This is a genomic window from Paenibacillus sp. 1A_MP2, assembly GCF_052244825.1.
GTDB classification, from domain to species: Bacteria; Bacillota; Bacilli; order Paenibacillales; family Paenibacillaceae; genus Paenibacillus; species Paenibacillus vandeheii.
In genome coordinates, this window is sequence record NZ_JBQQCS010000001.1 from 5,308,796 (window position 1) to 5,322,171 (window position 13,376).

The window sequence follows — 13,376 nt, forward strand, 5'->3', positions numbered from 1 at the left end:
AAAACGTCTATCGACGTTTATTCAAGGAAGATGACCGCTTCTTAGCGGTACTTTTCTTGGGATTATCGAATCCTTCAGTTTCACTGAAACTTATGCATTCCATAATCTTAAGAAAAGCTCCTACCGGAGCGTTGATACGAAGTCTTCTTGCTTTTGCTAAGGGATTTCCCCAAAGCTCGTATTGCATGCTTGTACAATTGTTATGGTGACTTGAGCAAATTTTCCTGCTCTGACAATCATAAGGCCGGTCAAGACCGGCCTCGATGATTATTCTTTTTATAGGCTAAATCAATTACTCTGTAGGAACTTTGATTTCGCCGTTGATGATTTTTTCTTTGTACTCGTCCACTTTAGCAAGTGTATCAGCAGAAACATTTTTCGTGGAAGTATCAGCGATGCCTACACCGTTTTCTTTCAAAGTCAGATTCTCAGCTCCACCTTTGAATGTTCCATCAATAACTTCTGCGTTTACGCGCTTAACAGCTTCATCAACTTTTTTGATCATAGAAGTCAGTGTTACATCATCACCAAACTCCAGGGATTGGTCTTTATCTACACCGATAACCCAAACATCTTGACCTTGTTTCTTACGAGCGATTGCTTCGTTGAACACACCATTACCCGTTGCACCGGAAGCGTGGAAAATGATATCTACGCCTTGGTTGTACATTGTAGCAGCTGCTGCTTTACCCAGGTCAGGCTTATCAAAAGCACCTGTGTAGTTAGAAATGAACTCAGCTTTAGGGTTAACAGCTTTAACCCCTTCTCTGAAACCTACTTCAAACTTTTTGATCAGCGGGCTGTCCATACCACCAACGAAACCTACTTTGTTGGATTTAGTTGTCAGACCAGCTACAACGCCTACCAGGTAAGAACCTTCTTCTTCAGCAAATGTCACCGATTTAACGTTAGGAGCATCAACAACACTGTCAATGATCGCGAGTTTGGAATCAGGATTTTGTTCAGCTACAGTCTTGATTGCATCAGCCAATTGGAAACCGATACCCCAAGTCAGATCATATCCACCTTTAACGAACTCGTTCAGGTTTGGAATGTACTCTTCATCGGATTTACTTTGCAGGTATTTAACAGCTACACCTGTTTCAGTTTCAGTTGCTTGCAGTGCTTCCCAAGCGGATTGGTTAAACGATTTGTCGTTAACTCCACCTACGTCAGTAACCATACCGATTTTCAAATCGGATTTAGCTTCAGTGTTTTCGCCACCTGTAGTTCCTCCGGCATTTGTTTCCTCTTTCGGCTTGCTACCGCAACCTGCGAGCATAACCGATACTGCCAGCAACATGACCAAAGACAAGCTGAGCATCTTTTTCATTTCTCTTGTTCCCCCTTAATGATATATACCTAATTCCTGTCCAGGCCAAAACGGAACGGATCAACAGATTGATAATATGGCTTTTATGTGGAATGTATGGTTTCTTCGACATTAAAAGCGCATTCTTACCCTGAAACGATTGTGTCACCTGTCGAAAAACCGAACATTATGACATGAAGAGAAAATTTTAGGACTAGCCTACTAGAGGTGATTATACATTCAACCCGTGGTAAAATCCAGATGTTTCATCACCAAATATCACTTATTTTTGCTCTTTTTTTATTGAAAGCGCTTAATATTTTAGCGATTTAACACACTAACGTTACAACGATGTAATGTTATGTAACAAAATCATATCACATCCTATAGTAAGAAATGGATTTCACCAGTTTTCATTTGCATTATTTCACCGTTCGTATTTTATGTATTATCACGGCCTGTTATTCGCAAGTTATATGCTTTCAGTGTGTCCTTACAGACTGCAGCATATTCGTTTCGCACAACGGCCCTTTTAGCAAGATCATTCTTTAAGCCGTAAAAAAAGCCGCCATAGGTACGGCGGCTTGAATAAGCAATTTTAAGCGTTGATTTTGCCTTTAGCTACAGTAGCCAAAGAGTTGAACGCATTGATGTCGTTAACGGCCAGATCAGCCAACATTTTGCGGTTCATGTCTACACCAGCAAGTTTCAATCCATGGATCAGTTTGTTGTAAGACAAACCATTCATACGTGCTGCAGCATTGATACGAACGATCCACAGTCTGCGGAAGTTACGTTTCGTGTTGCGACGGTCACGATATGCGTATACCAGGGATTTCATTACTTGCTCGTTAGCTGTTTTAAAAATACGGTGTTTGGAACCGAAGTAACCTCTTGCCAGTTTCAAAACCTTTTTATGACGACGACGTACTACAAAACCGCCTTTTACTCTTGCCATATTAAAGAACCTCCCAATAAATATTAAATGTATCCGTGGTATGTGTACGGCCTAGGCCGATCCCCCATACGGAATGTACTATTTCAAGTTAGCCTTTCAAGTTAGCCAAACCTTGTTTCAAACGTCTTACGTCCCCGGCAGCCATAACTGGGTTACCGTTCAGAACGCGCTTAGCACGTTTTGATTTGTGGGAAAGCAAGTGGTTTTTGTGAGCTTTGTAACGCAGGACTTTACCGGAACCGGTAATTTTGAAGCGTCCTTTCAAACTGCTGTGTGTTTTCATTTTAGGCATTTTGTGTTTCCTCCTTCAATGTTATCAGGCTTTAGGAGCCAGAATCATGATCATACTGCGGCCTTCCAATTTTGGTTGACGTTCGATGGTGCAGAGTTCTGCAACTTCCACTTTAACGCGCTCCAAAATCCGTTGACCAATAGCGGCATGCGCAATTTCACGTCCGCGGTAACGAACGGAACATTTTACCTTGTCGCCTTCTTTCAAGAACTTAACTACATTACGAAGCTTCGTTTGATAATCATGCTCCTCAATATTGGAACGGAACCATACTTCTTTAATATCAACAATTTTCTGGTTCTTACGGGCTTCTTTGTCTTTCTTTTGTTGCTCATAGCGGAATTTGCCATAGTCCATGATGCGGCATACCGGCGGTTTAGCCTGTGGTGCCACATTGACCAGGTCCAAGTTCAGGTCAATCGCCATTTGCAGTGCTTCCCGAATCGGCGTGATCCCAATTTGTTCTCCTTCAGCTCCGACAAGGCGTACTTCCTTCGCCCGAATCTCATCATTAATCATGTGATCTTTACTAATAACCGTCCACCTCCAGGTCATTTTGAATATCCAGTTACACAAAAAAATAAAAGGGATGCCGGTTAAGCTACCGACATCCCTGTAATCAACACAATTCTTCATGAGTAAACACTTCATAAATTATTGGGATCGTTGACCAGCCAACATGTTTGTTGATCAGGTGAGAAGTCGGACTTCTACTTGTGATTCCATAGCTATTCATTTAACGCACTTGAATACTATAACATCCTGCAAAACGATTGTCAACATATCTACAATGTTTTTTACAGAGAGGCTTTCGTCCAAGTCAATAATTCATTATCCCTGCTTGCTCTGCACCTCATCCAAACGTACAACACGTGTATGTTGGGTATGGCTCCATTGTTTGTTGTTCTGCGTAAAGAACACGTAGAACGTAATTGGATACCAAGAAAGAAGGTAAATCGGGAACAAGATCAGGTACAGATACACTTTGGCAAAAGTAACCTTTTCCAGCGCCATGGACAACAGGAATGTCAGGATGTTCAGACCAATCGCTACGAATCCTACCCAAAGCGGGAAGTACCCGTATATGTTTGCGATATGCGGACCACTGAATATCGCTGTATCCACCCACAATACAGCTGTCATCAGGAACGTAAGCAAAACAACGTACACGTTTGCGCCATACACAGCAAGGTCAAATTTCACCAAGCTTCTTTCCTTGATACTTTGCCACAGCAGCGGGAAGAAATATCTACGCGCGACGGTAAAGTGACCTTGCATCCAGCGAAGGCGTTGTCGTGCGGAAGCCTTAAATGTTAACGGCTTCTCATCAAATACTTTGGCATCGTAGTTAAAGACAGGATACACATTACGTTGAACACTGCGCATTGTAAACTCCAGATCCTCAACCAGACTTGTAGCGCCCCAGCCAATTTCCTTGAGCAAGTTCGTCTCGAAGCACATCCCCGTACCTCCGAGGAAATTCGCCATATTCAAATTATGACGGGACAGCTGCCACAGACGGTTGATGTACCAGTACGATACACCATATGCTGCAGTGATCCAAGAATCCTCCGGATTTTTCGTATCAATGTATCCCTGAATAACACGCGAACCATTGCACAAGTCGTCGTTCATCTCAAGCAAGAAGTTACGGTCAACGAGGTTATCCGCGTCAAACATGACGACTGCATCATATTGACGTGGCAATTTCCACAGGTATTTAAGCATCCATTCGATGGCATACCCTTTACCTCTGAGATCAGCATTGGTACGTACACAAGCATTCAGTCCATGCTGTCTTACAATTTGAGCTGTTCCATCAGTACAGTTGTCGCAAATGACAAACACATCATACATATCTTCCGGGTAATCCAGTTGTTTCAAGTTCTCCATCAACGCACCAATAACTTGTTCCTCATTGTGCGCTGCGACGAGTACAGCGAATGACTTTGTCGCCGGATAGTGTTTCTTTTTCTTTTTCTTAATCAGACCGAACAGCGAAAACGTGAATTGGTACACGGCTAGCAGTGCCAGAATGACCTGCATCGTGACGAATATAGCGTCCAACATCGTTCTCTGTTACCCCCTTTTTTTCAAAACCAGATTACTTTACATCATTTCTCTTCCTGGATTCTGCACTTTTATTTTTTTGTGACGCGCAGAATATGACCCTGTTCTTTTGTTTACTACGCAAATATTTCAGACAATGTTTCAAGCATGGTTGATTGCCAGTTGGCTGCTTTATCGATTTTGTATTCTTTTCAGCCATTTGTCAAAACCGCAATTCCACTTCCTGAAGCAGAAATGTGAACTTTAAACGCTGAATAGGCATTTTGTGATACTCCAACCTCGCATTCATGCCTGTTATATCTTATTTTCAGCCGTTTACTTGATTTTTATTTCTAAAGTCCCTGCTTTTTTCATCAGGCTGATCCATATCGACAGAGGCTCTATATCAAATAACGTAAACAGACCGCAAAAAGTTCAGTCTTAAACTCACAATTTTTTAACCGCATTTCAGCCATGTTGAATCATTGTATCTTTTTTAGATCGTCCAAGTCAAAAAGTTAAGTTGGGTTCTTAACCACTCTTTAACATGAATTTTACCTTCTTCACATGTGTTCTTCTTGAAAAGGACAACATTTAAAAATATGATAAACATATACCTGAAATAACCTCAAGTTCACGAAAAACGGTTATATACTAAATCAGGACGAAACCGGACACAGCAATTTACCGGAAATACTGCCGCCAACACGGGGCCTGACTGGCAGGAGGCCAATATGAGCCGTTTATTCGTAAAGTTTCAAGAGTATGATCGAAATGTATTTATGTGGATTAATGGTCGACTTCATAATCGATTTATGAATTTTTGGCTGTATTATTTCACCCATCTGGGAGGAGCAACTTCTTCTATCGCAGTATCCTTACTGATCTGGCTTCTGGCTCCAGCTCCTTGGAGCACAACAGGACTTCAGGCATGCATCGCTCTGGCGGTTAGTCACATTCCCGTAGCCATCGCCAAAAAGCTGTATCCACGCATTCGGCCTTATCTGGCCTTGCCGGATACGATTACGTTCCGCAATCCCCTGACGGACCATTCGTTCCCTTCAGGGCATACTACCGCCATATTCTCGGTGACGGTCCCTTTTATGACAATGGAGCCGTTCCTGTTGCTGATGTTACTCCCTGTTGCATTAATTGTCGGATTTTCTCGAATTTACCTGGGATTGCACTATCCCTCAGATGTGCTTGCAGGTGCTACGATCGGTACTTTAGTCGCACTTGCAACAGTTGCTTTATGGACTTAATGTGAATATGTTAGACTAAGGAAAACCTAGCAGGAACAGGTGAAGCAAGCGTGGAGAAAAAAGAGTATTACTATTATCTGAAGGCTTTGGCGCAGGTCATACTCAAGCCGCTTATGCACTGTCCAGCAGTTTGCGAAAACTTTCGCCGAATGTGCAGACCAAAGTGCTTGAGTTGGGAAGTTTTCTGAACCCTAGAGTTGCGCCACTCATTATTACAGCGTACAAAAAGACGGTCATTAATCAGCCCAAGCTCATCGGGTATGTATACAGGCATCAATATAAAAAATCCTTAAACCGGCTGACCACACTCGCGCTGCATAAATTGTTTTATACCCATACACGCAGTATTGTGCGTCAGCTTCGTCCGAATGTTATCGTATGCACACACCCTATTCCCAGTGCCGTCATTTCCAGACTGAAACGTCTGGGGGTACAGGTTCCACTCTGTACAGTCATCACCGATTATGACGCGCATGGGACATGGATTAGTCCAGAAGTAGACCTGTATCTTGTTTCTACAGACGAGGTAAAGTCCAAATTAATGCTGCGTGGTGTATCTTTAGACAAAATTCGGGTTACCGGCATCCCAATCCACCCCAATTTCTGGGAACATCCCGGACGGGATGAAATCCGTGGTAAATTCAATTTGAAAAACATGCCTACTGTGCTTGTAATGGGCGGGGGCTGGGGAATGCTCAGCGATGAAGTAGTTAACCAATTATTGACACGCTGGCATGCGGATGTTCAGATTATTTTCTGCCTTGGGCGCAATGACAAAAGCCGAATCAGCATGGAGCAAAATCCGTTGTATCAAAAAGAGAATATCCATATCATCGGGTACACCAATGAGGTGGACAAATTAATGGAAGTATCCGATCTCCTGATCACCAAACCGGGAGGAATGACATGCAGCGAGGGTTTGGCAAAGGGAATCCCGATGTTGTTCCATAATCCCATACCAGGCCAGGAAGAAGAGAATGTTCAGTATTTCACCGCACGAGGTTTGGGAGAGTCCATTACTTCGCTTGACGTTGTTGTAAAATGGATGAACAAACTGCTTCATAACTATCCTGAGATTGTTCGTAAACGCAAACGCCACATGGCGCAAATTGCCAAGTATCACCCGATGCAGAGCGCACAGAGTATTATCGACCTTCTGGACCTGCGTCCCTACTCGGCAGACCAAGCCAGACTGTAACGGCTTCAAACAAGCCTGTATGTACACAGTAAAGGTGCCTTCGAATCGAAGGCACCTTTTTTAATATGAAGAAAAGTACAAACTATTGAATACCAGCAGACTTCAAGTAATCCTGCCACTGTTTGGTGTACTCACTCTGGATCTTCTCAAGACCTGCCTGTTTGGCTTTTTCCATAAATGTATTCAGCCCTGCTTCTACATCGTCCACCAACCCTACATTTAGCGGGTACAGATACTGCTTCTCTACCTGCTCCAGGGCAGCCTTCTCGGCTTGGTATGGCGTCCAATCTTCAGCAAATCCGGTGTAAATATCCGGCTTTTTCATTTTGTCCAGCTCTTTGAAAATAGCCAGCACATCATCAAAGCTCTTATCATAGAGCATGAATTCCGGATTACGCCAAGCCCAGCCATTCATGCCTTCACGCGGAAATCCATTGCTCTGGGCATCGCCCACCATTTTATAGTAACCGTCCTGTACTTCAAAGTTTTTACCTTCTACGCCATATTCGGTCAGCCAATTATAACGTTTGTCGGTAACCAGTTTCTCATAGAATGCGAGTGCTTTCTCCGGGTTTTTGCTGCTGCGTGGGATGGCGAAACCATTATGAATCGGATGAACAGGTTGTGCAAATCCTTTCGCATTCGGGTAAGGGAAATAACCGAGCTTCCAATCCGGGTGAGTGGACTGGACCTTAATCACATCGGCATTAAATTTGTTCGGGTTCTCTCCCGACAGAACAACAGCCGATTTGCCATTTTGCAGCAAGGAGTTGGACGTATCCTTTACATTCAGCACGTTTTTTGGGAAAAAGCCTTTGTCCATCCAGCGTTTGTACGTTTTCAGATCTCCCAGATGCTGTGCAGATCCCCAATAGGAAGTGATATCGGATGGTGTATCGTACATAATGTCCAGACCATAAGGGAGCTGACCTGCTGTATTCACCAGCTTGGATGTCAATTGACGAATACCATGGGTATGATTTGCATTGCTATCCGCGATTGGAATCATATTTGGTTCATTGGCTTTGATTCCCTCCAGATAAGCTTCGAGGGTCTCCAGAGATTCCGGTTTGGGCAAATTGTACTTCTCACGCAAATCCTCACGGTACGCGATACCCTCCGTCACATACTCAGTCCATGTAGAGGGCACCGTATAGATCTTGTCATTGACTGTTACCGCTTTCCACATATCCTCAGGTACATAAGCCTTAAGCGTTGGTGCTGCCTTAGGCAACAGTTCATCCAGCGGCAGGAATGCTCCTTTTTTTGCATAGGACTGATAAAACGTCCAATCCGCTGTAAAGATCAGGTCAATTGGTTGACCGGAAGACAGCAGCAGTTTATATTTTTGATCCCAGTCTGTCCAGGACGTATAATTGAATTTTACATTAACGTTCAGATCAGCCTCAGCCAGCTTGTTAATTTCCGACTCAATCACAGGCAGATCCTTGGGTGCGTCACCAAGCATATAAAATTGCAGCGTTACCTTCTCCCCTTTGTTTTCAGAAGAGCCTCCCTGCTCACTTCCTTGCGTCGATCCCCCCGAACCGTTATTACATGCGGCAAGCACCCCGGCGAACAGCATCAGGGCAAGTACCATCGACAGGTGCCGAATTGTTTTGTTACGCATACGCATCCTCCCTTTTTGTGGTCAACCTTATATGTTAGCGCAGACTCGCCGTGGTTCAGACAGGCAGACAACTATTTCAGCGATCTGCCCTCACAGCGCGTGCACGTTCTAACCTTTTACCGCACCAATGGTAAGCCCTTTAACAAAGTAGCGCTGCACAAATGGATACAGGAACAAGATGGGGCCAGTAACCACAATAGCCATGGCCATTTTCGTCGATTCGGTAGGTACATCCTGGCTGAGTGTTATGCCGGTACCAATGGCCATCTGGTCAATGAAGGTAATCGTGTTCATCGTGTTATACAAGTAGAATTGCAGCTGGTACATGTCTGGGTTGTTAATGAACAAGGATGATGTGAACCAGTCATTCCAGTATCCCAGTGCCAGAAATAACCCCACAGTGGCAATGCCGGGCATCGCCAGTTTCAGCACTACGCTAAAATAAATACGGAAGTCATTCGCCCCATCGATTTTGGCTGACTCAATCAGCTCATCCGGAACGGCTGAACGAATGAAGTTTTTCATCAGGATAATGAGAAATGGTGTCATCAGTCCCGGAAAAATCAACACCGTGTACGTATCCGTAAGATTGAAATAGTTTGCCAGCATGATGTACCAAGGTACCAATCCCCACCAAAGAGGGTTGTGAAGTAGATGAAAAGCGAGAAGGCGTTCCGGTATTTGAAATCTTTGCGCTGCAGTACAAATCCCGCCATCGTAATGAGAAACAGTCCAAGGGCCGTACCCACAACAGTTGTAAAGACCGTCACGCCATAGGCTTTGAGCACCTGGGTCGGAAATTTGAACACCATCTTGTAACCTTCCAGGGAAAAATCGGTGGGAAAGAGGTGATAACCATCTCTCACAATGGATTCATTGCTGCTGAAGGAGCCGGATAAAATCAAAAGAAATGGCACGATACAGATTAAGGAAAGGATCAGGATCACGCTGTAAGCGATGACTTGAAACAACAAGGTGAATTCGGAATCTCTGGCACGAGTATGCATGGTGGTTCTCCCTTCTGCCCTGCGGGCGTCCTAGAACAAGGCGTAGTCCTCATTGACTTTGCGGATGATATAGTTCACGGTCATGATCAGGATAAAACCAAACAGCGATTGATACAGACCCGCCGCGGTAGCCATTCCGATATCAAACGTTACTTTCAAGGAACGGTACACATACGTATCGATAATGTCTGTAGCGTTATATAAGACCCCGTTATTTCCAATGAGTTGGTAAAGAGATCAAACTGCCCCTTCATAATGCTCCCAAGCGAGAATAACAACAGGATAACAAAGGTCGGTTTTAGCATCGGTACGGTGATGTACCAAATGCGCTGAAAGATGTTAGCTCCGTCAATGCGAGCCGCCTCGTAATACTCATCGCTGATGCCTGTAATGGCTGCAAGGTAGATGACCATGCTGTACCCGAGATTTTTCCAAAGATAAAAAATGATGATCAGAAACACCCAGATCCAGGGTGTGTTGTAAATATCGATTGGACCTGCTTCAAAACGTTTGAGTACAGTGTTCACAAAACCGGATTCATAGTTAAACATGTTGTAAGCGATTACACTTAATAGTACAAACGAGATGAAATACGGTAAAAACATGACCGACTGCGATATTTTTTTAAACACTTTCCCCCGAATTTCACTGAGTAAAATCGCACAGAAGATCGCTAGCCCGTTTCCCAATATAATGAAGGCCAGATTGTACCCCACGGTGTTGGTTGTCAGCTTCAGCAGCATTCCTGATTGCCACAGAAACTTGAAGTTCTCCAGGCCCACAAATGGACTGCCGAACAAACCACCTTCAAAATCATAACGGGTAAACGCATAATAGATGCCGACCATCGGAAAATACGAGTTAATCAGAAAAAAGATCAGTGTAGGCAGCAGCATCAGGAACATGATTTTGTTTTTGTTCAATTCTTTGAGCATGGCTCGATCCCTCCCGAATTTCTTACGGCGCGGCGCGCAGTGGAGCTCTGTTTTTATTGTAGATGCCTTAAGCGCTACCGGATACTGAATCATTCGGCCGGATCATGAACGATTCTGCGAAATGGAATATGAACAATATGAACGAACACTGAAATGAATGTCTGAGCGTTCACAAAAGTTGATATCGTGCATAGGTTGAACCTAGTGAACAATACAGCGAAAGTTGAACTTTAGCTAAGGAAATCGGGCATAGCATGCCGTCTGTCGTTGATGTAAACGCATACATAATATATAATTCTAGATACATCCGTGATTCACTACGCCCACATATGAAATCTTATCCTTCGTTATGAAGTCTAACTTTGTTCATCCAAAACTGGAGGTCCACGGGAGGAAAGGTCATGCGTAAACGTTCAGAGGACAGCCAGAAGGTGTTTGCACGGATTCTCATCGGCATTATTGTTAGCACCGTTGCCACCTTGCTTGTGGCTTCTACCATTTTGTACGTCAACTATAATCGTATTGCCCTTCGTCAGGTCTACCACACAGATATGAATGGTCTCACCCAGACCAGTCGCGAAGTCTCCAAGATGACCGAAACCGCCAAATCACTGTCTTATCAGATTTATCAAGATTACACCATCTCTGCTCTGCTGCTGTATTCGAATCCGAGTATCTATGAAATTACGCCAGCGATGGAACAACTCGACAACTATCGCATGTCCCTCCCTTTTATCGAATCCATCTATGTATATAATTCCAAAAATGATGAGTTCTTTATCAGTTCCAATGAAGTTCGCAATGGACAACAGTCCATCTCGGAAATTGACGATAAAGGGATTACAAGCATCCTCGACCGGTTCCATGATTACAAACCTTTTGTCCCCATTCCGCGTACATACCAAGTGGGCTCGACCGAGGAAACTCAGGTCAGCAGCTATACATACCTCTGTTATGACACGATCAATGACAATGCCACACTGAATTATGCGGTTGTTGTAAATATCAAGGACGATTGGCTCAGTCCTAATATGAACTCAGTCGATCAGCCAGGGAAAACGTTTATTATCAATGAACAGGGACAGTTATTGTCCGATTTCAGTGATCGGGCGTTGATGAAAGACCTGTCCAATGAAACATTTATACAGCCAATCCTGCAAAATACGGAGCAGTCCGCCTACTTTACCGCAGAGGTTGATGGAGAGAAGTCTCTCATTACCTACACCGCTCCTGACAACCTTGGATGGCGGTATGTACGAATCACGCCCTATGACCTGATTACTACAGATATTCGTCATATGCGAACACATACCGTTCTTTTTTGTCTTGGGCTATTAATTGCGGGAGTGCTGCTATCCTACCTCGTTTCACGGAAGCTATATCATCCCATCGATAAAGTGCTTGTCCGTATGCGTGTGATGGAAGCGGAGCGTCGCGGCAGTCTGCATCTTTTGCGACAGGATTTTTTGCGCGGGGCTTTGCAAGGGCGGGAAACGGTAACGGGAGGCATGCTGGAGGAACGAATGAAGTTCTACGGCTCTGCTGTTGATGTTCATCGTCTAACCAGACTGGTACTACTGCGAATTGATCATTTTACCGACTTCAGTGATACCTACAGGGATGAAGTCCAACTTGTAAAATACGCGATGATGAACATTTGCACCGAAACGGCTGATCTCAACTATCACACCGAAGCGGTGGATATGGGAGGAGATCTGATCACCCTTATCTTTAATGACAAAATTCAGAATGAAGCTGATAATGACCAAGGCTCCATTGAGGAGCTACTGCGCATGATGCAGGCTGCCGTGATGACACATCTGAGATGCTCCATTTCTTTTACCATCGGAACTGCGGAAGATTCACTGGAAAACAGTATTGCTTCTTACACCCGATCGGCAGAGGCTTCGCTTCACCGTTTGTTCATGGGTCCTGGATGCCTGATCTATACGTCGGACATTATGGCGTATGATGTCAAAGAGTATGCTTTCCCTGTTGGAAAAGAAAGACAGCTGATTGATTGCCTGATGACAGGCAAAACAGGAGAAGCCAAGCAGGTCTATGCAGATATCGTGAGTGAAACGGCAACCTATCCGTTTACCGTATTTCAGCTTGCTCTGTCTCATCTGACCATGACTCTGAATCATGTACGAAACACACTCAAAAAGAACAACCAGCTCACACTTGAATCCATATCCGACCGTTCGATGCTGCCGATTCATGATGCAGAGGATCTCAGCGAAGTTCACGCACACTTCTATCGCATGTTCGACGAGCTTGGATCCAAGGTAGAGGAAAAGCGAACGCTCAAACATGAAGAACTCATTCGCAAAATCAACTGCATTATTGAACGAGATTACGCGGACACCAATCTTTGTCTGACCTCAATTGCGGATGAACTATCCATGTCACCCATATATGTCAGCAGACTCTATAAACAACTAACGTTAAAAGGACTCACTGATGTCATTAACGAAACCCGCATAGCCAAAGCGCAATATCTGCTCATTGAAACGGAAAACTCTGTGGCTGATATCGCCGAGCAAACCGGATTCACCAACAGTTCTTATTTCTATCGGATGTTTAAGAAATTCAACGGGGTTACTCCCAACGATTATCGCCGCAAGGATCTTCATTCGGAGCTTTAGTAGCAGTAAACCAAAGAACCACCAGCTTTTCATGAGGCTAGTTCGATCAAAATAGCAAAAAAGCGTGATATGAGAGTCTGGTAGC

The 13,376-nt window shown here is 44.1% G+C and carries 8 protein-coding genes and 3 pseudogenes; 3 read left to right on the forward strand and 8 right to left on the reverse strand.

The annotated features are described in order from the left end of the window. Positions 1–292: 292 nt before the first annotated feature. The 5 genes from ACTWJ7_RS25820 to ACTWJ7_RS25840 all read right to left on the reverse strand — a co-directional run bounded on the left by ACTWJ7_RS25820 (position 293) and on the right by ACTWJ7_RS25840 (position 4,632). The gene (locus ACTWJ7_RS25820; RefSeq protein ID WP_079346244.1) at positions 293–1,333 is read right to left on the reverse strand and encodes a BMP family lipoprotein; all 1,041 of its coding nucleotides are present in this window, start codon (positions 1,331–1,333) and stop codon (positions 293–295) included. Between the two features lie 577 nt (positions 1,334–1,910). Beyond that, positions 1,911–2,270 carry a 50S ribosomal protein L20 gene (gene rplT, locus ACTWJ7_RS25825; protein WP_017689664.1) on the reverse strand — a complete coding sequence of 120 codons (360 nt, stop codon included), beginning with the start codon at positions 2,268–2,270 and terminating at the stop codon, positions 1,911–1,913. Positions 2,271–2,358: 88 nt separating this feature from the next. Continuing rightward, complete coding sequence (rpmI, locus tag ACTWJ7_RS25830; RefSeq protein WP_017689665.1) at positions 2,359–2,562, reverse strand: 50S ribosomal protein L35; 204 nt, start codon at positions 2,560–2,562, stop codon at positions 2,359–2,361. Between the two features lie 24 nt (positions 2,563–2,586). After that, a complete protein-coding gene (gene infC / locus ACTWJ7_RS25835) occupies positions 2,587–3,081 on the reverse strand; it encodes a translation initiation factor IF-3 (RefSeq protein WP_024628309.1) in 495 nt (164 codons plus the stop codon). 312 nt (positions 3,082–3,393) lie between these two features. Continuing rightward, positions 3,394–4,632, reverse strand: coding sequence for a glycosyltransferase family 2 protein (locus ACTWJ7_RS25840; protein WP_443145983.1), 1,239 nt, complete (start codon positions 4,630–4,632; stop codon positions 3,394–3,396). Between the two features lie 713 nt (positions 4,633–5,345). Here ACTWJ7_RS25840 and ACTWJ7_RS25845 point away from each other — a divergent pair. Then, entirely contained in the window at positions 5,346–5,873 is a 528-nt protein-coding gene (locus tag ACTWJ7_RS25845; RefSeq protein WP_024628307.1) for a phosphatase PAP2 family protein, read from the forward strand. Between the two features lie 55 nt (positions 5,874–5,928). Then, a pseudogene (locus ACTWJ7_RS25850) lies at positions 5,929–7,071 on the forward strand (MGDG synthase family glycosyltransferase); the annotation flags it as partial. A gap of 82 nt (positions 7,072–7,153) precedes the next feature. Here ACTWJ7_RS25850 and ACTWJ7_RS25855 read toward each other — a convergent pair. The 3 genes and pseudogenes from ACTWJ7_RS25855 to ACTWJ7_RS25865 form a co-directional block, all read right to left on the reverse strand. Continuing rightward, the gene (locus ACTWJ7_RS25855) at positions 7,154–8,707 is read right to left on the reverse strand and encodes an ABC transporter substrate-binding protein (protein ID WP_443145984.1); all 1,554 of its coding nucleotides are present in this window, start codon (positions 8,705–8,707) and stop codon (positions 7,154–7,156) included. Positions 8,708–8,809: 102 nt separating this feature from the next. After that, positions 8,810–9,708 (reverse strand): annotated as a pseudogene (locus ACTWJ7_RS25860) (carbohydrate ABC transporter permease). Positions 9,709–9,738: 30 nt separating this feature from the next. After that, positions 9,739–10,643: pseudogene (locus ACTWJ7_RS25865) on the reverse strand (ABC transporter permease). Between the two features lie 401 nt (positions 10,644–11,044). Here ACTWJ7_RS25865 and ACTWJ7_RS25870 point away from each other — a divergent pair. After that, positions 11,045–13,291 carry an AraC family transcriptional regulator gene (locus ACTWJ7_RS25870; protein ID WP_301881567.1) on the forward strand — a complete coding sequence of 749 codons (2,247 nt, stop codon included), beginning with the start codon at positions 11,045–11,047 and terminating at the stop codon, positions 13,289–13,291. The last annotated feature ends 85 nt before the right edge of the window (positions 13,292–13,376 follow it).

What these genes read in the sequence shown, in the direction of transcription:
- infC (WP_024628309.1), bottom strand. Translation starts at nt 3,081, where the DNA reads ATGATTAATGATGAGATTCGGGCGAAGGAAGTACGCCTTGTCGGAGCT.
- ACTWJ7_RS25845 (WP_024628307.1), top strand. Translation starts at nt 5,346, where the DNA reads ATGAGCCGTTTATTCGTAAAGTTTCAAGAGTATGATCGAAATGTATTT.
- rplT (WP_017689664.1), bottom strand. Translation starts at nt 2,270, where the DNA reads ATGGCAAGAGTAAAAGGCGGTTTTGTAGTACGTCGTCGTCATAAAAAG.
- ACTWJ7_RS25820 (WP_079346244.1), bottom strand. Translation starts at nt 1,333, where the DNA reads ATGAAAAAGATGCTCAGCTTGTCTTTGGTCATGTTGCTGGCAGTATCG.
- ACTWJ7_RS25855 (WP_443145984.1), bottom strand. Translation starts at nt 8,707, where the DNA reads ATGCGTATGCGTAACAAAACAATTCGGCACCTGTCGATGGTACTTGCC.
- ACTWJ7_RS25840 (WP_443145983.1), bottom strand. Translation starts at nt 4,632, where the DNA reads ATGTTGGACGCTATATTCGTCACGATGCAGGTCATTCTGGCACTGCTA.
- rpmI (WP_017689665.1), bottom strand. Translation starts at nt 2,562, where the DNA reads ATGCCTAAAATGAAAACACACAGCAGTTTGAAAGGACGCTTCAAAATT.
- ACTWJ7_RS25870 (WP_301881567.1), top strand. Translation starts at nt 11,045, where the DNA reads ATGCGTAAACGTTCAGAGGACAGCCAGAAGGTGTTTGCACGGATTCTC.